Annotated in this window: 19 protein-coding genes; 12 read left to right on the top strand and 7 right to left on the bottom strand. The window is 71.8% G+C overall.

Annotated features, from left to right (window positions below; all coding sequences use genetic code 11):
- Positions 1-9 precede the first annotated feature (9 nt).
- The gene (locus ACN6LM_RS10425) at positions 10-912 is read right to left on the bottom strand and encodes an oxygenase MpaB family protein (RefSeq protein WP_445065031.1); all 903 of its coding nucleotides are present in this window, start codon (positions 910-912) and stop codon (positions 10-12) included.
- 116 nt (positions 913-1,028) lie between these two features.
- Between ACN6LM_RS10425 and ACN6LM_RS10420 the strand changes: the two genes are divergently transcribed.
- Positions 1,029-1,337, top strand: coding sequence for a hypothetical protein (locus ACN6LM_RS10420; protein WP_445065030.1), 309 nt, complete (start codon positions 1,029-1,031; stop codon positions 1,335-1,337).
- Positions 1,338-1,435: 98 nt separating this feature from the next.
- Positions 1,436-2,377 (top strand): hypothetical protein, encoded by a 942-nt coding sequence (locus ACN6LM_RS10415; protein ID WP_445065029.1) that lies wholly within the window; start codon positions 1,436-1,438, stop codon positions 2,375-2,377.
- Between the two features lie 47 nt (positions 2,378-2,424).
- Here the strand turns inward: ACN6LM_RS10415 and ACN6LM_RS10410 are convergent, their stop codons facing one another.
- The 3 genes from ACN6LM_RS10410 to ACN6LM_RS10400 form a co-directional block, all read right to left on the bottom strand.
- Entirely contained in the window at positions 2,425-2,967 is a 543-nt protein-coding gene (locus ACN6LM_RS10410; protein ID WP_445065028.1) for an MOSC domain-containing protein, read from the bottom strand.
- Positions 2,968-2,995: 28 nt separating this feature from the next.
- On the bottom strand, positions 2,996-3,178 hold the full coding sequence (locus ACN6LM_RS10405) for a hypothetical protein (protein WP_073967032.1): 183 nt from the start codon (positions 3,176-3,178) through the stop codon (positions 2,996-2,998).
- Between the two features lie 103 nt (positions 3,179-3,281).
- Positions 3,282-4,325, bottom strand: a complete 1,044-nt coding sequence (locus ACN6LM_RS10400; RefSeq protein ID WP_445065027.1) for a fatty acid desaturase family protein — start codon at positions 4,323-4,325, stop codon at positions 3,282-3,284.
- A gap of 253 nt (positions 4,326-4,578) precedes the next feature.
- On the opposite strand from ACN6LM_RS10400, the gene ACN6LM_RS10395 reads away from it, so the two are divergent.
- From ACN6LM_RS10395 to ACN6LM_RS10385, 3 genes are all read left to right on the top strand, one after another.
- On the top strand, positions 4,579-7,467 hold the full coding sequence (locus tag ACN6LM_RS10395) for a DEAD/DEAH box helicase (protein WP_445065026.1): 2,889 nt from the start codon (positions 4,579-4,581) through the stop codon (positions 7,465-7,467).
- Positions 7,464-8,801 (top strand): SWIM zinc finger family protein, encoded by a 1,338-nt coding sequence (locus tag ACN6LM_RS10390; protein WP_445065025.1) that lies wholly within the window; start codon positions 7,464-7,466, stop codon positions 8,799-8,801. The genes ACN6LM_RS10395 and ACN6LM_RS10390 overlap by 4 nt, the downstream gene beginning before the upstream one ends.
- A gap of 151 nt (positions 8,802-8,952) precedes the next feature.
- Positions 8,953-9,543, top strand: coding sequence for an N-acetylmuramoyl-L-alanine amidase (locus ACN6LM_RS10385; protein ID WP_445065024.1), 591 nt, complete (start codon positions 8,953-8,955; stop codon positions 9,541-9,543).
- On the opposite strand, the gene ACN6LM_RS10380 is transcribed toward ACN6LM_RS10385, so the two are convergent.
- A complete protein-coding gene (locus ACN6LM_RS10380) occupies positions 9,521-10,060 on the bottom strand; it encodes a helix-turn-helix domain-containing protein (protein ID WP_445065023.1) in 540 nt (179 codons plus the stop codon). The genes ACN6LM_RS10385 and ACN6LM_RS10380 overlap by 23 nt on opposite strands.
- A 116-nt stretch (positions 10,061-10,176) precedes the next feature.
- On the opposite strand from ACN6LM_RS10380, the gene ACN6LM_RS10375 reads away from it, so the two are divergent.
- Both ACN6LM_RS10375 and ACN6LM_RS10370 read left to right on the top strand, forming a co-directional pair.
- Entirely contained in the window at positions 10,177-11,406 is a 1,230-nt protein-coding gene (locus ACN6LM_RS10375; RefSeq protein WP_445065022.1) for a benzoate/H(+) symporter BenE family transporter, read from the top strand.
- 85 nt (positions 11,407-11,491) lie between these two features.
- A complete protein-coding gene (locus ACN6LM_RS10370) occupies positions 11,492-13,285 on the top strand; it encodes an ABC transporter ATP-binding protein (protein WP_445065021.1) in 1,794 nt (597 codons plus the stop codon).
- A 36-nt stretch (positions 13,286-13,321) separates the two neighbouring features.
- Here ACN6LM_RS10370 and manD read toward each other — a convergent pair whose 3' ends face one another.
- Positions 13,322-14,536 carry a D-mannonate dehydratase ManD gene (manD, locus tag ACN6LM_RS10365; RefSeq protein ID WP_445065020.1) on the bottom strand — a complete coding sequence of 405 codons (1,215 nt, stop codon included), beginning with the start codon at positions 14,534-14,536 and terminating at the stop codon, positions 13,322-13,324.
- Between the two features lie 79 nt (positions 14,537-14,615).
- Here manD and ACN6LM_RS10360 point away from each other — a divergent pair, with 79 nt between their 5' ends.
- Together ACN6LM_RS10360 and ACN6LM_RS10355 are read left to right on the top strand one after the other, a co-directional pair.
- On the top strand, positions 14,616-15,818 hold the full coding sequence (locus ACN6LM_RS10360; protein WP_445065057.1) for an MFS transporter: 1,203 nt from the start codon (positions 14,616-14,618) through the stop codon (positions 15,816-15,818).
- Between the two features lie 126 nt (positions 15,819-15,944).
- Complete coding sequence (locus ACN6LM_RS10355) at positions 15,945-16,346, top strand: hypothetical protein (RefSeq protein ID WP_445065019.1); 402 nt, start codon at positions 15,945-15,947, stop codon at positions 16,344-16,346.
- 6 nt (positions 16,347-16,352) lie between these two features.
- Here the strand turns inward: ACN6LM_RS10355 and ACN6LM_RS10350 are convergent, their stop codons facing one another.
- On the bottom strand, positions 16,353-18,758 hold the full coding sequence (locus ACN6LM_RS10350) for a glycoside hydrolase family 9 protein (RefSeq protein ID WP_445065018.1): 2,406 nt from the start codon (positions 18,756-18,758) through the stop codon (positions 16,353-16,355).
- Between the two features lie 274 nt (positions 18,759-19,032).
- Here ACN6LM_RS10350 and ACN6LM_RS10345 point away from each other — a divergent pair, with 274 nt between their 5' ends.
- Genes ACN6LM_RS10345 through ACN6LM_RS10335 form a run of 3 tightly spaced genes read left to right on the top strand, consistent with a single transcriptional unit; the run spans position 19,033 to position 22,288 of the window.
- The gene (locus ACN6LM_RS10345) at positions 19,033-20,499 is read left to right on the top strand and encodes an APC family permease (protein WP_445065017.1); all 1,467 of its coding nucleotides are present in this window, start codon (positions 19,033-19,035) and stop codon (positions 20,497-20,499) included.
- Positions 20,496-20,933, top strand: coding sequence for a hypothetical protein (locus tag ACN6LM_RS10340; RefSeq protein ID WP_445065016.1), 438 nt, complete (start codon positions 20,496-20,498; stop codon positions 20,931-20,933). The genes ACN6LM_RS10345 and ACN6LM_RS10340 overlap by 4 nt, the downstream gene beginning before the upstream one ends.
- Positions 20,933-22,288, top strand: a complete 1,356-nt coding sequence (locus ACN6LM_RS10335; RefSeq protein ID WP_445065015.1) for a dipeptidase — start codon at positions 20,933-20,935, stop codon at positions 22,286-22,288. The genes ACN6LM_RS10340 and ACN6LM_RS10335 overlap by 1 nt, the downstream gene beginning before the upstream one ends.
- The last annotated feature ends 4 nt before the right edge of the window (positions 22,289-22,292 follow it).

Genomic DNA, 22,292 nt, shown 5'->3' with positions numbered 1-22,292 from the left:
TGCCCGCGGTCACTCCGCGGCCGCCTCCGGCCGAGCGGGATCACGGACCGGGCAGCCGCGCACGCCGGGGGTGGGAAACGTTCCCAGGGCCGCCACCTCGTATCCCCCGGGATAGCCCTTGATCTCCGGATTCTGGCGCGCGTAATGCGGCGTGGTGCGCGGCGGCAGCAGGCGTACGGCGCGTGCGCGCAGTCGCAGCGCGCCCCGGGTGAGGCTCCGGGCCGCTGGTGCCGGACGCGCGTAGCGGAAGGCGCGCAGCAGCGCGTCGTCCAGGAGCGCGAGACTGGCGCCGCGTACCAGTGGCGCGAGGGGGCGAGGGTACCAGGAGGCCATCAGGTCCAGCGTGGCGTCGGAGACCGAGCGCGCGGCCTCGTCCCAGCCGAAGTGGGCGTCCTCGTAGGTGTCGAGGGTGCGCTCGAAGTCCTCGTACGTCTGCGGCAGATCCCTGATCCCCATGCGTGCGCCGAGCGTCCTGTAGTACGCGGCGAACGCGCGCAGCTCGTGGTCGCACAGCCGGCGCCAGCCGTAGGCGTCGAGCCACCGCTTCGGGGTGACGACGAAGGTGCACAGGACATAGCGCATGTCGTCGTTGCTGATGTCGTAGGCGGCGTGCATCCGGTTGATGCGACGGAGGGCGGTGCGCCCCGGATCGCTGTCGAAGCCGTGCTCGACGACGGTGTCCAGGAGCAGCGCGGTGTCGTCGTACCGCTTCTGTGAACGAACCGTCAGTTCGGCCGTGTCGGCGAGGAGGCGGCCGATGCTGGGGACGGCATAGGTGCGGTAGAGGGCGAGTTCGAGGGCGCGGGTGATGTCCCAGGGGAACTCGTAGCTGACGGTGATCCGGTAGATCTCCAGGAAGTCCCGCTCCGGATCGAGGCGTTGGATCTCCTTCAGCCGGTCGTAGCGCTTCACCGCACCGTCCCCCTTGTCCAGGTCGAGTGTCCCAGCCTACGTCCGGGGGCAAGACGGTGAGTAGCGCGACGCACGCGCGTCGACGTGTTGACGCACTGACGGAAGGCGGGGTCCCCATGACCGCGATATTCGGCGTTCTGCGCAGAGCCGTGACCACGGGCCGCAGGGCCGGCCGCCCTGCGGTGGTCCCCGCGGCGGCCGGGCGCAGGCAGCACAACCTCTTCGATGCGGCGGCCGTGTTCGTCGCGGCGTCGGCCGAGGACGACGAGGAACGGATGGACGAGGCGAGCGGCTGGGTGTCGCCGGAGCAGCTCTCCTTCGGCGTCAGCGAGCTGGCCTGCCGGGCGGTGATCGCACTGGCCCGCGAACGGAACGAATCGCCGCAGGTGGTGGCACGGGAACTGCTCGGCCTGTCCGACGCCTGATCCGGGCGGCGCGGAGGGGACGCTCCCATGGGACATCCGTCCTCGTCAGGGCCTCGACGGCGGGGTTACCCACTGGTTAGGGTGCGCCGACGGAAACCATGACGGACGAGGAGAACGCAGTGACCGGGACGGACGACGCAGTCGCCGACGACGACGCGCTGTATGTGCTGACCGCGGTCCTGCTGACGCCCGCGCAGTTCCCGAGCGTGCTCGGCGACGACTATCCGGCGGCGTGCGCGGCGCTGGCCCTGGAGCCGTACGCCGAGGGGTACGGGCTGGTCCTGGGCCAGGACTCCGACGGCGCCCGGTGGACCGTCGTCGTGGACGACGTGTCCCTGGTGGCGGTGGCGATCGCGTCGTGGGACTGCGGCATGGAGTACGACCTGTCGCCGGACGACGGCTCGGTGGTCCGCGCGCTTCCCGGCTGGCCGCTCGCCGTGGCCGTCGCCGCGCCCGGGGTGCCGGCCCCGCACGACCCGGACCCCGAGCCGGAGGCGGACGGGGAGGATCCGGCCCCCCTCTCCCCTCCCGACACCGATGTGTGGGGGCCGGCCCAGCGCCGCCTGGGCGCGGACGGCATCGCCTCCCAGTGGGCCGCATGGCGCGAACAACTGGACGACGCGACGGGCTCCGTCCCGGAGAGCGGGGAGGCCGGGGCAGCCGCGGAGGGGAACGACGCGGAGGCCGCTGGAGGGACCACGGACCCCGGCACCGAAGCGGAGGAGGCCGGCATCGCCCCGGACGACGCACCGCGGCCGGCGGCCCCCGGGGGTCATCCCGGCGTCCGGCGGGCCCTGGCCGAGGCGCGCGGCTATCTGGACGATCCGCCGCCGCCGGGTCGCGTCCGGTCCTCGTTCGCGCCCGGGGACGCCCGGATGATCCGGGCCGACGGCCCCGGCTGGTCCATGGTGGCCAGGACCGACGACCTGGCCTTCCTGCTCCTGGACGAGGCCCCGGGCGAGATCCTGCCGGTCAGGCGAGGGCCCGAACTGCCCGGTCTCCTCACGGGCCTGGACGCCATCGCCGTACGCCCGTCCTGACCGCCGGCGGAACGACCGCCGGCGGAATCAGACCGGACCGGGCGGGATCAGACGCGATCGAGCGGCCGGTGCGGCTCGGCGGGAAGCACGACCTCCACCGGGTCTCCGGGCCTGACCACGCCGCCGACCTTGACGACGCTCATGATGCCGGCCTTGCGGACGATGTTGCCCGCCTCGTCACGGCCGACGACCTGCTTGAGGAGGCCGCCCCGGAAGTTGTCGATCTGCATGCACGGATTGCGCAGCCCGGTCACCTCGACGACCGCCTCGTCACCGAGATGCAGCAGGGTCCCGACGGGCAGGGCCAGCAGATCGATCCCCCGGGTCGTGACGTTCTCCCCGATGTCACCGGGCGCCACCTCGAAGCCCAGCGCACGGACCTCGTCGAACAGCTCCTCCTGGATGAGGTGGACCTGGCGCAGATTCGGCTGCGTCGGGTCCTGGGCCACCCGGGAACGGTGCTTGACCGTGACCCCCGCGTGCACGTCGCCCTCCACGCCGAGGCCGGCGAGCAGGGTGACGCTGTCGCGGTTGGGCTTGGTGAAGCTGTAGGTCTCGTTCCTGCTGACGGCGATCACGGTGCCACTCACGGCGGATACCCCTCTCAGCGGTCGGCCCTCAGCGGCCGATCTCCTTGCGGGTGATCCTACGGAGCCGTCGGCGCTGACCGGGGTCCAGGGCGAGATACGCGAGCGTGGGAACGCCGACGAGCACGAGCAGGGACAGCCAGAACCCGATGAACGGCATCAGGACGACCGCGACGACGACTCCCCCGATGGCGACCTTGGCACTGTTCGACATCGTCCGTACCTCCTCCGCGGCCCGTGGCCGCCTCTGATGGTGAGAACGTCCGCGCGCCCTCATCGGTTCCTGGTTCCCGCTCCCTCTCGCCCGGAGCGCCCGGTCACCGCAGCGGCGCACCGACCTCGTGCATATGGGTGAGCGCCTGCCGGTAGGACTCGACGAGTCCGGTCTCCGTGTACGGCAGACCGATGACCTCGCAGTGGGCCTTGACCAGGGGCTGGACCAGGCGCAGGTGCGGCCGGGGCATGCTCGGGAAGAGGTGGTGCTCGATCTGGTAGTTGAGGCCGCCGAGGAACCAGTCGGTGAGGACCGCTCCGCGCACGTTGCGCGACGTGAGCACCTGGCGCCGCAGGTGGTCCCAGCGGTCACCGTCGGGATCGGGCATCTCCATGCCCTTGTGGTTCGGGGCGAAGGCCATGCCGAGGTGGAGTCCGAACAGCGCATGATGCACCAGCGCGAAGACGACAGCCTTTCCCGGGGACATGACGGTGAGGAGCAGGGCCGCGTAGAGGCCGAGGTGCGCGGTGAGCAGGAAAGCGGACAGGGTTCGCTCGCGCAGGGGCTGATGCTTCAGGTACTGGAACCCGGAGACCTTGAGCGCGATGCCTTCGAGGAGCAGCATCGGGAAGAAGAGGCGGGCCTGGTTGCGGGTGAGCCAGCGGGCGAAACCCTCACGCTGCGCGGCCTGCTTCTGGGTCCACACGAGGGCGCCGACACCGACGTCGGGGTCCTTGTCGATGTGGTTGGGATTGGCGTGGTGCCGTACGTGCTTGTCGTTCCACCACGCCTCGTTCATGCCGAGCAGCAGGTTGCCGTGGAAGAGGGCGATCACACGGCTCACCCTGCGGCTGGTGGATATCTGGGCGTGCCCCGCGTCGTGTCCCACGAACGCGGTACGGGTCCAGAGGAGCGCCAGGGGGAGGGCGAGCGGCAGCACCCACCAGGTGTTGCCCAGGAGGACGATGCCGGTGACCACGGCCGCCAGGGCGAGCAGGTTGACGGTGATACCGGCGGCGTACCAGCCGATGCGCCGTTCGAGGAGCCCTTGCGCCTTGGCGTCTCGCAGCAGCGGCGCGAAGTCGCTTCCTGGGCTTCGGGCGCCGTCACGCGTTCGTTCCGCTGCGGCAGGAATGGCCTGGGGCATGGTGTCTCCGGTCTCGAGTCCGCTCCGACCCCAGAAACGTACGGTTCACGGAGTACTTGGAGCCATGGCGCCACCACCCGAGGCATGGTGGTGCCAGCACCAGCGCGGGGTGGGGGGCCGACTGCACCGGGAACGCGCGCCCGTACCACCGCGTGGTGCACCTCACACGGAGCGGTGGCCCCGAGGCGCGCATGTTGGGGGTACCCTCGGCGACCTCGGTCGGCTAGTCAAATTTGAGGAATCTGACATCGCTGTGCACAGCCCCTCCTCCGCTTCCCTCCCCGAAATCTCCGAACTCGCCGGCTGTTCCGTGGTCTTCCTGCCCTCGGATCCCTCCCGCACCGGCCGTCTCGCCTTCTGGCGCCCCGATGGCGGCAGCCCGCCCGAAGGCCCCGGCGAGCCCGGCACGCTGACGGTCGCGGGCCCCGACGCCCTGCCGTACGAGGTGCCGGCGCGCCTCGCGTCCGTCGCCGACGGACTGCCCGTGCTCACGCGTGCGCGGGCGGCGGCGCACGCCTCCGCGGCCGTGGCGTTCTGGGGCGCGGCGGGGCTGCTCGCCCTGCAGTTCGCCGCCCGGGGCCTGCTCCTTCCGGGGCTGAGCGCGACGGACCACGACAGCTGGCGGTCCGGGCCGCTGGCCCCCGACGACCTGATGCGCGTCCGTACCCTGGCCGCCTCCATGCCGCCCACCGCGCACGCCGTGCCCGTCGACGCGGCGGCCCGGCCGCTGCTCCTGCCCGAACCGGAAAGCCTGGTACGGGCGTTCCTCGACGCGGTCGCCGACTCACTGCCCCGGACCGCCGCCGCGCCGCTCGCCGCAGGCGGCCCGGCGTTCACCGCGTGGGAGCCGCAGCGTCTGCCCGGCCTCCGCGCCTGGGCCGCCGATGTCGCCGCGGGCCACGACGCGGGGGTCCGGCTGTCGCTGCGTGTGGAGGTGACGGGGCTCGACCGGGGCGACGGACCGGGTACCGGGCCTTCGTTCCGTGTGGTGCCGCAGATCCACAGTGTCAGCGACCCTGCCGTGGTCGCCGACGCCGCCGAGGTGTGGGCGGGCGGCGGCCCGGCCGCGGAGGCGTTCGGGCAGCGCGCCCGGATGGACACCCTGCTGATGCTGCGCCGGGCCGCCCGGGCCTGGCCGACGCTCACTCCCCTGCTGTCGGCGGCCGTGCCGGACGCGGTGGAACCGGCCGACGAGGAGATCGCCGAACTCCTCGGACCCGCCGCGCGGGCGCTCGCCGCGACGGGCGTCCAGGTGCACTGGCCCCGGGAGCTGACCGCCCGCAAGCTCACGGCGCGCGCGGTGATCGGACCGGACGGCGATGAGGCGGACGGCGGCGCGCCCCGGGGGCTCGCGCGGACGGCGTCGGACGCCGCCCCGCTGCTGTCGTCCGATGCCCTGCTCACCTTCAACTGGTGGTTCGCGCTCGGTGACCAGCAGCTCAGCCGCGAGGAGCTGGACCGGCTCGCCGAGGCGGGCCGGCCGCTGGTGCGGCTGCGCGACCAGTGGGTGCTCATCGACCCCGACGAGGCGCGGCGGGCCCGGGAGACGCAGGACCGGAAGGTCTCCCCGATCGACGCGCTGGGCGCTGCGCTGACCGGTTCCGCCGAGGTGGACGGCCGACGGGTCGAGGTCCGGGCCACCGGCTGGCTGGAGCGACTGCGCGAGCGTGTCGCCGACCCTGCGCGGCCGGGCGGCGACGGGGAGCCGGCGGTCGGTCAGCCGGCCGCGCTCACCGCGACCCTGCGGGACTATCAGCTCCGGGGTCTGAACTGGCTGCACACCATGACCTCGCTCGGGCTCGGCGGCTGCCTCGCCGACGACATGGGGCTCGGCAAGACGATCACCCTGATCGCGCTGCACCTGCACCGTCGGACCCTGGATGGAGGCGCCGGACCCACGCTCGTGGTCTGCCCGACCTCACTCATGGGCAACTGGCAGCGCGAGATCGAGAAGTTCGCTCCGGGCACCCCGGTCCGCCGCTTCCACGGCGCGTCCCGCACCCTGGACGACCTGGCACCTGACGGGTTCGTGCTCACCACGTACGGGACGATGCGGCTGGACGCGGCGAAGCTCGCCGCGGCGCGGTGGGGCATGGTCGTGGCGGACGAGGCGCAGCACGTGAAGAACCCGTACTCGGCGACGGCCCGCGCGCTGCGCACCATCGGCGCCGGGGCGCGGGTGGCACTGACAGGCACCCCGGTGGAGAACAACCTCTCCGAGCTGTGGGCGATCCTCGACTGGACGACACCGGGGCTGCTGGGGCGGCTCGGCACGTTCCGCACCCGGTACGCGCGGGCGGTGGAGGGCGGGGACCCGGCGGCGGCCGAGCGGCTGGGCACGCTGGTCCGGCCGTTCCTGCTGCGCCGGCGCAAGTCGGACCCCGGCATCGCGCCGGAGCTGCCGCCGAAGACGGAGACGGACCGGGCGGTGTCGCTGACGCCCGAACAGGCGGGGCTGTACGAGGCGGTGGTGCGGGAGACGCTGGCGGCAATCGCGGAGGCCGACGGCATGGCCCGGCGCGGCCTCGTGGTGAAGCTGCTGACCTCGCTCAAGCAGATCTGCAACCACCCGGCGCAGTACCTCAAGGAGGACGAACCGCGCATCTCCGGCCGCTCGGGGAAGCTGGAACTGCTCGACGAACTCCTGGACACCATGGTGGCGGAGGGCGCCGGGGTGCTGGTCTTCACGCAGTACGTCGGCATGGCCCGGCTGCTCGAACGGCATCTGGCGGCGCGCGGCATCGGCACGCAGTTCCTGCACGGAGGAACACCGGTCGCCGCGCGGGAGGAGATGGTGAACCGGTTCCAGGCGGGCGAGGCACCGGTGTTCCTGCTGTCCCTGAAGGCCGCGGGCACGGGGCTCAACCTGACCCGGGCCGCTCATGTGGTGCACTTCGACCGCTGGTGGAACCCGGCGGTCGAGGCGCAGGCCACCGATCGCGCGTACCGGATCGGGCAGACGCAGCCGGTGCAGGTCCACCGGCTGATCGCCGAGGGGACGATCGAGGACCGGATCGCGGACATGCTCGCCCGCAAGCAGGGGCTGGCCGACGCGGTGCTGGGCTCCGGCGAGAGTGCCCTCACCGAACTCAGCGACGCTGAACTGGCCGACCTGGTGGAGCTTCGAGGGGGGACGCGATGAGGGACGGATACGAGGCCGAGGAGTTCGCCGACGGCGGCGACGAACGGGAGGACGGGGCGGCAGCGCAGGAGCGCACGTTCGCCGCCCTGCCCCCGGCACCCGGACGCGGTTTCGCCGCTTCCTGGTGGGGAAAGGCGTGGCTCAAGACGCTGGAGGACAGCGCTCTGGAACTCCGGCAGCTGAAGGCCGGGCGGCGCGTGGCCCGGGAGGGCGGGGTCGGCGCCGTGTCCGTGCGCCCCGGCCGGATCACGGCCGTGGTGCGTGAGCGGGACGGGAGCACCTACCGCAGCGATGTCCTGCTCCAGGAGCTGGACGAGGAGAAGTGGGACCGTTTCCTGGACATGGCGACCGAGCGGACAGGGCACATCGCGGCGCTGCTCGACCGCGAGATGCCGCCGCACCTGGTCGAGGACGCAGCGGCGGCCGGCGTGGATCTCCTCCCCGGGATCGGGGACCTGGAACCGCGGTGCACGTGCGAGGCATGGGACCACTGCTCGCACACCGCCGCCCTCTGCTATCAGGTGGCGCGGCTCCTGGACCAGGACCCGTTCGTGCTGCTGCTGATGCGGGGGCGCGGCGAACGGATGCTGCTGGACGGGCTCCAGGAGCGGATCGCGGTGGCGGCCGGGGCGCCGGACGTCACGGCCGGGACCGGGGAGCCGGCGCCGGAAGGGCGTCCGATCGGCGTACCGGCGGAGCAGGCGTACGCCGCCGGCTCCATCCTGCCCACGCTCCCGGCTCCTCCGGCGCTCCCGGACGAGCCGGGCCCCGCCCCCTCACTGGACACGGAGACGGACCCCGCGGCGGGGGTGGACCCGACGGCGCTGGAGATGCTGGCGCGGGACGCGGCGGCCCGGGCGCACCGGATGCTCGCCGACGCGCTGGCGCCGGGCCACGAAGGGCGCCCGGTGTCCGAGGGGCTGACGGTGCGCCAGGACGCGGTCAGGCTGGCCGCCGAGGCGCGCCCGGAACCGTGGATCGTCCACCGGCTGGCGGGCGGCGCGGGAAAGACGCGCGCCGGGCTCCCCGCCGCGGTCGCGGCCTGGCGGTACGGTGGGGCGACCGCGCTCGCCGTGCTCGACGAGGACCGGCCCCTGGACGGCGAGGCGTTGGCCCGGGCCAGGACCCGGCTGGCCGAGGCGTGGGAGGAGGACGAGGCGCCCCGGCTGCGGGCCGAGCGCAACCGCTGGACGTCGGCGGACGGTGGCCTCCAGCTCCGCTACGGACCGGACGGGCGCTGGTATCCGTACCGGAAGGAGAACGGTCAGTGGTTCCCGGCGGGTCCGTCCGACGACGATCCGGCGGCCGCCTGGGCGGAGGCGCAGGGCGCCTGACGACGCGTCGACTGCGCCTGAACACCCCTTGCATGGACAGGATTTGGGGCGCCTGCCGTCTTCCGCGACATGCGCGGCGCCCGTACGGTGGGGCCCGCACTCGGCCCCCGCCTTCCGTATCCCTGCCCCCTCTCACCCCACAGGAGTTCGCATGGAACGCAGAAGAATCCTTCAGGGCGCCGCGATCGCGGCGGCGGGAGCGCTGCTGCCCGCCTCGGTCCGCGCCACCGCCGCGACGACGGGTGCCACGGATTACCCGGCGGCGCACTGGGTTCCCGCTTCGGCATCCAACTACACGGCCTCTTCGCGCCCTTCGGCGTACCCCGTGCAGTACGTCATCATCCATGTCACCCAGGAGACGTTCTCCGAGACGGTGTCCATCTTCCAGAACCCGGCGAAGCAGGTCTCCGCGCATTATGTGGTGCGCTCGGGCGACGGGTACGTCAACCAGATGGTGCGGGAGAAGGACGTCGCCTGGCACGCGGGGAACTGGGACTACAACACCCGCAGCATCGGCATCGAGCACGAGGGGTGGGTGGACCGGCCCGCGTACTTCACCGACTCCATGTACGATCTGTCGGCCCTGCTCACGGCGAATATCTGCGACCGCTACGGCATTCCCAAGGACCGGGCCCACATCCTCGGTCACGTCGAGGTCCCGGGCACCGACCACACCGACCCGGGTCCGCACTGGGACTGGGTCCGCTACATCCGTCTGGTCAATCTCCTCGGCGCGGGCTGACCGGGCAGCGCACGAAGAGGATTCCCTGCACGTCGCCGTCGGGCGCGCTGTAGACATGGGGCACGTCGGCCCGCCACCGGGCGGAGGCCCCGGGCCCGACCGCGCGGAGGTCATCGGGCCGGCCGACGACGGCGGTTCCGGCGAGGACCATCAGGCTCTCGGACGTGCCCGGCACATGGGCCTCCGACTCCTGGACCGCAGCGGCGCGGATGGTCACCCGGAACACGTCGGTGACCGCCTCCCCGTCCTCGTACCGCTCGATCAGCACGGCGGTGACCGCGCTGCCGGAGACGCCCGCCCCGTCCGGCGACGGGTCGCTCAGTACCGCGCTGAGGGGGCGGCCGAGGGCGGTGGTGAGGGCGTACAGGGTCTCCAGCGTGGGGTTGCGCCGGCCGCTCTCCAGCTCCGAGAGTGTGCCCTTGCCGACCCCGGAGCGCCGCGACAGCTCCGAGAGCGACACGTCCATGCCGTGCCGCAGGGCCCGCAGCCTGCGCCCCACTTCCTCGTTCAGCCCCATCGCCTGCCGCCCGCTCGCCCACCTGGTTGACGGGCACCGGCCCGCCTCTCTAGTGTTCCACAAACAGAACGTTCCGTATACGGAACGCCCGGCAGCATCCCGGAAGTGGCTCACTCATGCCCGCGTTGACCCGCATACGTTCGGCCTCACCACCCTCCGCCGTGGCGGCCGGGCTGATCGCCGTGATGGTGGGGGTCACCAGCTCCGCCGCGCTGGTGTTCACCGCCGCGAAGGCGGCGGGGGCGGACGCGCGCGAGATCTCGTCCTGGATGCTGGCGCTCGGCGTCGGACTCGCCTGCACCTGTGCCGGTCTGTCGCTGCGCCACCGGGCACCGGTGGTGACCGCCTGGTCGACGCCCGGCGCGGCCCTGCTGACCACCGGTCTGAGCGGGGTGTCCATGGCGCAGGCCGTCGGCGCGTTCGTCTTCTCGGCGCTGCTCATCGTGGTGAGCGGCGCCACGGGCTGGTTCGCCCGGGTCATGAACCGCATCCCCGTGCCGCTCGCCGCCGCACTGCTCGCCGGGGTGCTGCTGAGGTTCGGCATGGACCTGTTCAGCACCATGCACCACAGCTTCGCGGTCGCGTTCCCGATGTTCGTGATCTACCTGCTGGGCCGCCGTCTGCTGCCGCGTTACGCGGTGCTGCTGGCGCTGACCGCGGGGGTGGTGGCCACCGTGTTCACCGGGGGCTGGCGGACCGGCGAGGTCCAGCTGTCCCTGGCCACCCCGGTCTTCACCGCGCCCGAGTTCGACTGGAAGGTGCTCGTCAGCGTCGGCGCGCCGCTGTTCGTCGTCACCATGGCCTCGCAGAACCTGCCAGGCGTCGCCGTGCTGCGCGGTTCCGGTTACGACGTGCCGGTGTCCCCGCTGATGACCTGGACCGGCGCGGCCAACGCCGTGCTGGCGCCGTTCGGGGCGTTCGGGATCAACCTCGCCGCCATCACGGCCGCCATCTGCACGGGCGACGAGGCGCACCCGGACCGCGACAAGCGCTATCTGGCGGCGGTGTGGGCCGGGTTCTTCTACCTGTGCGTGGGGCTCCTCGGTGCGACCGTCGCCTCGTTGCTGACCGCCATGCCGCACGAACTCGTCATGGCGATCGCCGGGATCGGGCTCCTCGCCACGATCGAGTCCTCACTGACCACCGCACTCGCCGACAAGGCGTCGCGCGAGGCGGCCGTCGTCACCTTCCTTGCCACCGCTTCCGGCGTGACGCTGCTGGGCATCGGCTCAGCTTTCTGGGGTCTGCTGGCCGGCCTCGTCACCAGCGCGATCGCCACGGTGGGGCGCCCCCGCCACAAGGAACCGGTACCCGAGCGGCGGCCCGGCGAACTCCCCGTGCGCTGACCGTCCCCGTACCGCTGAGGGGACGACCTGTCCCGTACGTGGAACGCAGTTGCCCCGGGGATCGGTCGCGGGTTGGGATGGTGCCATGCAGAAAGCGGTATCCCCACCCTCCGCCGAATCCCTGGCACCCTTCGACCATCTGGACCACCGCTACCGCGGCGAACACCCGGTCCGCACCCTCGCGCTCCTCCTCCGCCCGGACCGGGGTCGGCTGGCGCTCGCCGTCGTCCTCTTCACCGTGAAGCACAGCCCCATATGGCTGCTGCCCCTGATCACCGCCACCGTGCTGGACGTGGTGGTCCAGCACGGCCCGGAGTCCGAGCTCTGGAAGGCCACCGGCCTCCTGCTGTTCATCCTCGTTCTCAACTACCCGCTCCACCAGTGGTACGTACGGTGCCTCGGCGGCAGCATCCGCCGCATGGGCATCACCCTGCGCTCCGCGCTCTGCCGCCGGATGCAGCAACTGTCCGTCGGCTACCACGCGCGGGTCAGCTCCAGCGTGCTCCAGGCCAAGGTGGTCCGTGACGTCGAAGCCGTCGAGCAGATGGTGCAGCAGAGCGCCGACATGGGGCTCGGGGCCGTCGTGACGCTGGTCGGCGGGCTCGTCGTCATCGGCATCCGGGTCCCCTCGTTCCTCCCCGTCTTCCTGGTCGTCGTCCCCGCCGCCGGGTTCCTCGTGATGAAGCTGAGGGGCAGGCTGCGCAGCCACAACGAGTCCTTCCGGCGCGAGGTGGAACAGCTGTCGTCCCGGGTCGGTGAGATGACCACCCTCATCCCCATCACCCGCGCCCACGGCCTGGAGCGGACCGCGCTGGGGCGCGTGGACGGCTCCTTGCGGCAGGTGTTCGCCGCCGGTCTGCGCCTGGACATGCTCAACGGCCGTTTCGGCTCGCTGGCCTGGGTCCTGCTCAACACGCTCGGCGTGCTCTGTCTGACCGGGTCGGCTCTGGTGGCGTACCACGGCTGGCTGGCCGTCACCGCCGGTGACGTCGTCATGCTGAGCGCCTTCTTCACCGTCCTGACCGGCTCGGTGACCACGCTGCTCGGCCTCGCGCCCATCCTCACCAAGGGCCTCGAATCGGTCCGTTCGGCGGGCGAGGTCCTCCAGGCGCCCGACCTGGAGCACAACGCGGGCAAGGCGCAGGTGGAACAGGTCACCGGGCGCATCGACTTCGAGGCCGTCTCCTTCGCGTACGAGGACGAGCGGCCCGCTGTCGACGGGTTCACGCTCTCCGCGCGGCCCGGCGAGACGATCGCCCTGGTCGGCGCGTCGGGAGCGGGCAAGTCGACGGTTCTCAACCTGCTCATCGGGTTCATCCGGCCCACCGCGGGACGCATCCTGCTGGACGGCACCGACATGGCCGGGCTCGATCTGCGCAGCTACCGGCGGTTCCTCTCGGTCGTGCCGCAGGAGTCGATCCTCTTCGAGGGCAGCATCCGCGACAACGTCACGTACGGGCTCGGGCGCACCGACGAGGCCACGCTGCTGAGCGCTCTGGAGGACGCCAACGCCATGGAGTTCGTCCGCCGCCTGCCCCAGGGCCTGGACACCGTGGTCGGTGAGCGCGGCGCCCGGCTCTCGGGCGGCCAGAAGCAGCGGCTCGCGATCGCCCGGGCGCTGATCCGCGATCCACGGGTCCTGGTGCTCGACGAGGCCACCTCGGCGCTGGACAACCGCTCCGAGGCGCTGGTCCAGGAGGCGCTGTCCCGGCTCGTGCACGGCAGGACCGTCTTCGTCGTCGCCCACCGCCTCTCCACCATCCAGGGCGCCGACCGCATCGTGGTCATGGAGGGCGGCCGGATCGCGGAGACCGGGACGCACGAGGAGCTGCTGCGCCGGCACGGCGTGTACGCGGGCCTCCAGCCGGCGTTCCCGTGAGCCCGGAAGGGGCCCGGTCGCTCCCGGGCCCCGCGATCACCAGTCGTGGACGGTCCCGTCCCGGAGCCGGTTGACGGGCAGATAGGTCTGCTCGTACGGGTGGGCCGCCGCGAGCTCCTCGTCCAGTTCCACACCGATTCCCGGGGTCTCCCCGGGGTGCAGGAAGCCGTCGGTGAAGGTGTAGGCGTGCCGGAACACCTCCTCGGTGAGGGCGTTGTGGCCCGAGTACTCCTGGATACCGAAGTTGTGGACGGCGAAGCCGAGGTGGACGGCGGCGGCCATCCCGACCGGGGAGATGTCCTCGGGCCCGTGGATCGCGCTCTTGATCTGGTACTGGGCCGCGAAGTCGAAGAGCTTGCGCAGCGGGGTGACCCCGCCGAAGTGGGTGACCGCGCTGCGCACGTAGTCGATCAGCTGCTCGGTGATCAGCGTCTGGTAGTCGTACACCGTGTTGAAGACCTCGCCGAGCGCGAGGGGCGTCGTCGTGTGCCGGCGTACGAGCCGCAGGGCCTCCTGGTTCTCGGCGGGGGTGCAGTCCTCCAGCCAGAACGGGCGGTACGGTTCCAGGTCCTTGCCCAGCCTGGCCGCCTGCATGGGCGTGAGGCGGTGGTGGGCGTCGTGGAGGAGCGGTATCCCGGCACCGAACTCCGCCCGTACCGCTTCGAACACCGCCGGGGTGTGCCGCAGGTAGGCGTCCGTGTCCCAGTCCTCGACCAGAGGGCGCGCCTGCTGGTGCACGACGGGCGTGCCGTGCTCGTCGGTGGCGTGCACCCCGTAGACGGCTTTGAGACCGGGGATGCCCGTCTGGATGCGGACGGCGGGGTAGCCCTCGGCCAGCCGCTGACGCACGGAGTCGAGGAGTTCGGGGATGTCGCGGCCGTTGGCGTGGCCGTAGGTGGCGAGGCGGTCGCGCGAGGCGCCGCCGAGCAGCTGGTAGAGCGGCAGCCCGGCCGCCTTCGCCTTGATGTCCCACAGAGCGACGTCGACGGCGGCGATCGCGGCCATCGTGACGGGGCCGCGCCGCCAGTACGCGCCTCGGTAGAGGTACTGCCAGGTGTCCTCGATCCGGTGCGGGTCCAGACCCGTGAGCAGGGGCACCACATGGTCGGTGAGGTAGCTGACGACGGCGAGCTCCCGGCCGTTGAGCGTGGCGTCGCCGAGACCGGTGAGACCTTCGTCGGTCGTCAGTTTCAGCGTCACGAAGTTGCGGCCGGGGCTGGTGACGACGACCTGTGCGTCGGCGATCCTCATGGTGGCTCTCTTTCGGGCCGGCGGCGGGCAGCCCGTCGCCCTGACCGAGGGCCGCCCGCTGCATAGAGTGACGTGCGTGATCGTGCGTGAGGATACGGGACGGACGGGCGGGCGCCGGGCGGGCTATCCGGCGGCGGCGGTGGTCTTCGCCATCGGCATGGCCGGCACCACGCTGCCGACCCCGCTGTACGGGCTCTACCAGAAGGAGATCGGCTTCTCCGAGCTGATGGTGACCGTCGTCTTCGCCGTGTACGCGGTCGCGGTCATCTCCGTGCTCCTGGTGGCGGGCAACTACTCGGACAAGGTGGGCCGCAAGCCGGTGCTGCTGGCTGGCATGGCACTGTCCGCCGCGAGTGCGGGGTGCTTCCTGCTGGAGAGCGGGCTGCCTCTGCTCTTCGCCGGCCGGGTGCTGTCCGGCGGCGCGGCGGGGCTGCTGAGCGGTGCGGCGACGGCGGCCGTCATCGAGCTCGCGGGCCCGGGGCAGAAGGCGCGCGCCGGATTCGCCGCGACGGCCGCGAACATGGGCGGTCTGGGCTGCGGACCGCTGCTCTCCGGGGTGCTGGCCGAGTACACGCCCTGGCCGTTGTCGCTGCCGTTCTGGGTGCACCTGGGGCTGGTCGCCGTGGCCTGCCTCATCACATGGCGGCTGGCGGAGACGGTGGCCGAGCCGCGGCGGTGGCCCCGGCTCGAACCGCAGGGCGTCGGGGTGCCCGCCGAGGTGAAGGGCGTGTTCGTGCCGGCCTCGCTGGCCGCCTTCGCCGGTTTCGCGCTGCTCGGCCTGTTCACGGCGGTCGCGCCCAGTTTCGCGGCCGAGACGCTGGACGTGCACAACCTGGCGGAGACGGGCGCGGTGGTGTTCTCGGTGTTCTGCGCCTCGACGGTCGGGCAGTGGCTGGCCCCGCGCGTCGGGGCGCGGCGCGCGCTGCCGCTGGGCTGCGCCGTGCTGATCGCCGGACTGCTGCTCGTCGCCTCCTCGTTGCTGGCGAAGTCACTGGTGCTGCTCGTCCTGGGGGCCGTCTGCGGGGGCATCGGGCAGGGGCTCGCCTTCCGGGCCGCGCTGACGCTCGTGAGCGAGGCGGCCCCCGCGGACCACCGGGGCGGCACGATCTCGGCGTTCTTCGTCGTCGCCTACACGGGGATCTCCCTGCCGGTGGTGGGGGTGGGCGCGCTGGCGACCGCGGTCGGGCTGCGCGACGCCGGGCTGGTCTTCACGGGCTGCGTCATGCTGCTGGCGGCGGTGTCGGGGACGTACGCGGCTCTGCGGACGCCGCCCGAGGGCTGACGGGCGGCGAGGACACCCCGGGGACGGAACGGCCGCATTCCCCCATTCGGGCTATATTTATATTTTCTCAGCCTTTCCCTTCACTGGGCTCGGGGATCCGTTCCGACCACGAGGAAGGTGCGTCCGATGACCGCTTCCACCCGAGTCCGCCGCCTGCTGGCCGGCGCCGCCGCGACCGGTCTGCTCGCCGGCGGCACCGCCCTGGGGGCCGCCGGGACGGCGCAGGCCGCGCCGGCCCCCGCACCGGCCGCCGTATCCGCCGCGACCCACCACCACGGCCATTGCACCTGGCAGCCGGGCCACTGGCAGAAGCAGTGGGTCAAGGGCCACTGGGCGAAGCAGTGGCACAAGGGGCACTACGCCGACCACAAGGTCTGGCATCCCGGACACTACGACCGACACGGGCACTGGAAGCCCGGCCATTGGACCCACCACACCCAGTGGGTCAAGGGCCACTGGACCAAGGTCCACGTCCCCGGTCACTGGGCCACCCACTGGGTGAAGGGGCACTGGAGCTGTCACCGCTGAGCGGTCTCAGCCGCACTCCTTCCCGTTGAGCGTGAAGGAGGCCGGGTCCGCGGCCGGTGCGCCATTCGCCTGGAACCCGAACGAGGCGCTGCCGCCCGCCGGGACCGAGCCGTTGTGGCCGGCGTTCTTGACCGTGACCCGGGTGCCGCTCTGCGTGGCGGTCGCGTTCCACGCGTTGCTGACGCTCTCGGCGCCCTGGAAGTCGAAGACCAGCTGCCAGCCGTCCAGCGGCGTCGACCCGGTGTTCTTCACCGTCACATCGGCGGTGAAACCCGTGCCCCACGCCTGACTGACCCGGTAACTGACGTCACAGGCCCCCGGCTCGGGGTCGGGCGTGTCCGTCGGATCGGGCGTGTCCGTCGGGTCGGGCGTCGGGGAGGGGTCGGGGGTCGTCGTGGGGTCGGGCGTGTCCGTCGGTTCGGGGTTCGGCCCGGGATCCGTGCCGTCGGGCGCGCTCCCCCACTGGGGCGCCGAGCCCTCCAGGAGCACCATGTGCGGGGCGTCGACGGGCGTGCCGCCCGGGGTCGTCGCCGTGGACGGGTAGGACCAGTCGTTCGACGGGTCCCAGGCGCCGGCCGAGCTGATCCGGAACTGCACCTCCTTGCGGTACGCGGACTGGCCGGCCGGCGCGATGTCCGTACCCGAGCAGTCCACCGTGGCGTAGTAGACGTCGCCGGCCAGATGCGTGGGGCCCGTCACCTCGCCGCACTGGTTGTAGTTGGTGGTGAAGCTGATGTCGCCGGGTGCGACGCCCGGCTCCAGCGTGAAGTAGTAGCGCACCGAGGCGTCGGTGAGGGCGCGGGCGGGCCACGCGGACCGGTTGACCAGGTACGCCTTGATCTCGGTGAAGTTGGCGCCGGTCGCGTTCACCGACGCCTGGACGGACATCTCGGGTCCGTCCGGCTCCTCCGGCTGCGGGAAGTCCGCGAGCGGGGCTCCACCGTACTCCGCGTAGAGCCGGGCCAGCGCCCCGGTGAACGCTGCGTTGTAGTCGGTGGCGACCTCGTTGTTGACGTAGTTCGAGCGGTCGTCGGTGTACGAGTCGTTGGCGGCGCTCGGACCGCCCACCAGTGCCCCGTACAACGTGTGCCGGGTCTCCACCGGGTTGTTCATCTGGTCGGTCCACGAACCGTGGGCCGTGCGGTGGTGCGGCTTGGTCGGCGGGTTCTCGCCGAAGCCGACCACGTAACTCGATCCGCGCGGGTTGTCCCCGAGGGCGTAGTTGATCTGGCGGACCGCGAAGTCGTGGTACCGGGTCTTGCGGGTGGCGTCGCCGGTCAGCCAGTCGGAATAACTCAGCGCGGCGAAGGCGGTGTTGGCGGCGTACCTGAGCGAGCCCCAGCTGTCCAGCACGGCCTGGCCGCCCGGTGAGTAGGGCACCCGCTGCCCGTTGACGCCGACCGTCCACCAGTCCAGCCAGCGGTTCGCGTCGTCGACGTACTTCTGCTTGCCCGTCAGCTGGGCGAGCAGCACATAGGCGCCGTAGGAGGTGTCGTCCCAGGAGAGCGTCCAGCGGTAGGACCGGGTGCTGGTCTGCGGCTCGGTGGAGAGGTTGTCGTAGTACGACTCGGCCTTGGCGAGGTACGCGGTGTCGCCGGTCGCCTTGTACAGCCAGATGGCTCCCCAGACGAGCTCGTCGTTGTAGCCGCTCCAGGAGTTGTAGTAGTTCTTCGCGTCGGTGATGCAGTCGCTGTACTTGCCCCGGTAGGTGTCGGCGAAGGTGTACAGCTGCTTCGCGTGGGTGAGCAGCTTCGCCGCGTACGCCGGGTCGCTGTCGGAGAACACCATCGAGGAGGAGGCCAGGGCCGCGGCCGTCTGACCGGCCAGGTCGCTTCCGGGACAGGAGGCGTCGATCTTGTACGCCGGGCGCTTCATCGGCATCACCTCGGCGGGGCCCCACCACTTGTGGTCGTCGCCGCCGTTGCCGACCTGCCCGTACAGCACATTGGGCGAGGGGTGGGCCTTCAGGAGGTAGTCGTCCACGAAGCGCAGGTTGTTCCGCAGGTACGGCAGCTGGCCCGACGCCTGGTACGCCGCCCTCTGCTCCGTACCGCCCCAGGCGAGCATGGTCGCCGAGTAGGCCATGGGGAGGCCGAACTTCACATGGTCCCCGGCGTCGTACCAGCCGCCCGTCAGGTCCAGGCCGGCGTCCTTGCCGTCGTCCAGCGCGGAGTCGCCGCGCCAGGAGACGCGGTTGGTGTCGGGCAGCCTGCCGGACTGCTGGGCCTCGTAGAAGAGGACCGACTTCTGCAGCGCCTCGCCGTAGTCGAAGGCGGGAGCGGCCGCCGCGCCGGCCGGCAGGGACAGCGGGAGCAGGAGGCCCGCGCCGACGGTGAGTGCCAGGGCGACGGCTCCGAGGGGGCCTGGTCTTCGGGCCCGCCTTCGCAGGGCGGGGAGGGTGAGCGAGCGCAACGGACTTTCCCTTCGTCACGTCGGTGGGGGTGCCGGGTGTGTGCGGGGTGCGTGCGTGACCCCCGGGGTGTGGGAGCGCTCCCAAGGGCGTTGCTCATGAAGCCAGTTCCCGCGAGAGCTGTCAACGGTTGCGGCACGCCCACTTCATGCGGGGGCCGCCCGAAAACACCGCGTCGGCCACCCGTTCGGGTGACCGCGCGCGCGAACGGGCGGGAACCGGCCGAGGCTGGCGTTCTGAACGCCCGCACCCGTGGGATCGCGACCGGAGGTACGCATGAGCGCGATGGACATGCCGGCGGATCTGCCGAAGGACTCGGCACGCACCGCCGCCAGGGACCGGCCGGCAGCACCGAGGATCAGCTGGCTGACGCTCGCCCTGATGACCACGGCCTCGGTGGCGAGCCTGCGGGCCGCGCCGACGATGGCGGTGTACGGACTGGCCTGTGTCTTCCTCTATCTTCTGCCCGCCGTCGTGTTCCTGCTGCCGACCGCACTGGTCTCGGCGGAGCTGGCCTCGGGCTGGCCCGGCGGCGTGTACCGCTGGGTGAGCGAAGGGCTGTCCAAGCCGCTCGGATTCCTGGCCGTGTGGTGCCAGTTCGCGATGACGATCTTCTACTACCCGAGCCTCCTGGCATTCGTGGCGTCCACGATCGCGTACGTCATCGATCCCTCGCTGGCGTCCAACGGCGTGTACACCGCGATCGTGATCATGGTGCTCTACTGGACCGGCGTCTGGGTCTCGTCCCGGGGCACCAAGGCCCTGGCGGGCCTGTCCTCCTGGGGGCTCGTCATCGGCACGCTGATCCCCGGCACGGTGCTGGTCGTGCTCGGCATCGTGTTCCTCGGACAGGGGAACGGCTCCGCCGCGCCGATGACCTCGGCCCACCTGCTCCCCCAGTGGACGGGGCTCGCCAGCCTGGTGCTCATCGTCAACAACTTCCTGTCGTACTCCGGCATGGAGATGAACGCCGTGCACGTCTCCTCGCTGCGCGATCCGGCGAAGGAGTACCCGAAGTCGATGTTCCTGGCGATGGGTCTGGTACTGCTGATCTTCATCCTGCCCGCGCTCGCGATCAGCTGGGTGGTGCCGGCCAGCCAGCTGAGCCTGACGGCTGGTGTGATGCAGGCGTTCGACGCGTTCTTCGCCCACTTCCATGTCGGCTGGATGACGCCGATCGCGGCGGTGATGCTGGTGTCGGCGGCGCTCGGCGGCATGCTGACGTGGCTGGCCGGGCCGTCCAAGGGCCTGCTGGAGATCTCCCGCAGCGAGGGCTATCTGCCGCCGTACCTCCAGCGGCTCAACAAGAACGGCATCCAGCAGAACATCCTGGTCACGCAGGGCGTCGTCACCACCGTCATCGCGCTGCTGTACGCGCTGATCCCCAACGTGTCCAGCGTCTACTGGATCTTCTCCACCATCACGACGCAGGTCTACCTCATCGTCTACCTGCTGATGTTCGTGGCGGCCGTCCGGCTGCGGAAGACCCACCCGGACCACCCGCGCGGCTACCGAGTCCCCGCACTCGGCCTGCTGTGCGCGGTCGGTCTGCTGGCGTCGCTCGCGGCCCTGGCCATCGGCTTCGTGCCGCCCTCCCAGTTCGGCGGCGGCAGCGTCGGTGTGTACGTGGCCATCGTCGGTGGCGGGCTCGTCGTCCTCGGGCTGCTGATCCCGTGGCTGTTCCTGAAACTGCGCAAACCCGGCTGGCGCACGGCGGCGGCCGGTGAGGAGGCCGCGTCATGAGCCCGACCCGCTTCGCCTCCGAGCACCGCTGGCTCTACGTCGGCGCGATCGTCGTCCTGGTGGCGCTCGTGGTCGTCGGCATCGTCCGGTACGAGAAGGTCAGGACCAACAACAGGGCGACGGAGAAGGCCGGGCAGCTCGCCGACGCCGCCGAGGCGGCCGGCTACCCCCGGCCCGACGTCGGCACCATCAAGCGCACCCTGGGCGACGACGGCGGCCAGGTCTGCGAGAAACCCGGCTCCTCGCTCAAGTCCGCGCTGTGGAAGATGAGCATCTCCAACGGCGCCACCGGCCCCGGCATGCGCCCCGTGATCGGCGACACCGAGGCGATCCGGGCGGAGGCGAAGATCCTGGAGATCTACTGCCCGGACAAGCTGGACAAGATCGAGGACAAGATCGCCGACCTCAAGACCGAGAACACAGTGAGGCGCTGATGGCCACCGACGAACTCGCCGGACGCATCTCCGGCCTGATGTCCCGCGCGCGGACGGACCTGACCGAACTGGTCTCCATCCCCTCCGTCGCCGATCCCCGGCAGTACCCGGCCGAGGAGTGCGTCCGGGCCGCCCGGTGGGTGGCCGACGCCTTCACCGAGGCCGGTCTGCGGGACGTACGCCTCGTGGAGACCCCGGACGGCAGCAACGCGGTGCTCGGGCACCGCCCACCTCCGCCCGGCGCCCCGACCGTGCTGCTGTACTGCCACTACGACGTGCAGCCCCCGCTGGACGACGACGCGTGGACCACGCCGCCCTTCACACTGACCGAGCGCGACGGCCGCTGGTACGGGCGGGGCACGGCCGACTGCAAGGGCAACATCGTCATGCACCTCACCGCCCTGCGCGCGCTCGGCGACGACATCCCGGTCGGGCTGAGGTTCGTGGCCGAGGGTTCGGAGGAACAGGGCACCGGCGGCCTCGAAGCGTACGTGGCCGCGCACCCCGAGGAGTTCGCCGCGGACGCCCTGCTGGTCTGCGACACGGGCAACGCGGCCGTCGGCACCGGCACCGCCACCACGTCCCTGCGCGGCGTGGTGAACGTCGTGGTCACCGTCGACACCCTGGCCGGCGAAGTGCACTCCGGAATGTTCGGCGGACCGGCCCCCGACGCGCTGGCCGCCCTGATCCAGCTGCTCTCCACCCTGCGCGACCCCGAAACCGGGGCCACCCGCGTACGCGGCCTGGACGCCTCGGGCACCTGGGAGGGGGCGCGCTACGAGGAGTCGCAGTTCCGCGAGGACGCCGGTGTCCTCGACGGCGTGCCCCTCATCGGCACGGGCTCGGTGTCCGACCTGCTGTGGGCGCGCCCTGCCGTCACCGTCCTCGGCATCGACTGCCCGCCCGTGGTGGGCTCGTCCGCGTCGGTCCCGCCCACCGCCCGGGCCCGGGTGAGCCTGCGCATCCCGCCGGGCACCGGTCCGGAGGCCGCCCAGCGCGCGCTGACGGATCATCTGACCGGGGCCGCCCCCTGGGACGTACGCGTCGGGGTGGAACCGGAGCAGTCCGGCGCACCGTTCCGCGCGGCGACGGACGGTCCGGCGTACCGGGCGCTCGGCGAGGCGATGCGGGCGGTGTACGGCAAGCCGATGACGTACCTCGGCCAGGGCGGGTCCATCCCGCTCTGCAACGTCCTCGCGGACGCCCACCCCTCGGCCGAGATCGTCCTCATGGGCGTCGAAGAGCCGCGGTGCCTCATCCACGCGCCGAACGAGAGCGTCGACCCGACGGAGATCGAGCACATGGCCCATGTGGAGGCCCTCTTCCTCCACTCCTTCGCCCGCGCCGCGCGCTGACGAG

The sequence above is a fragment of the Streptomyces sp. SAS_281 genome (assembly GCF_052542855.1).
Note: the sequence above shows the minus strand (reverse complement) of the source record. Positions and strands in the feature narration are given on the sequence as shown.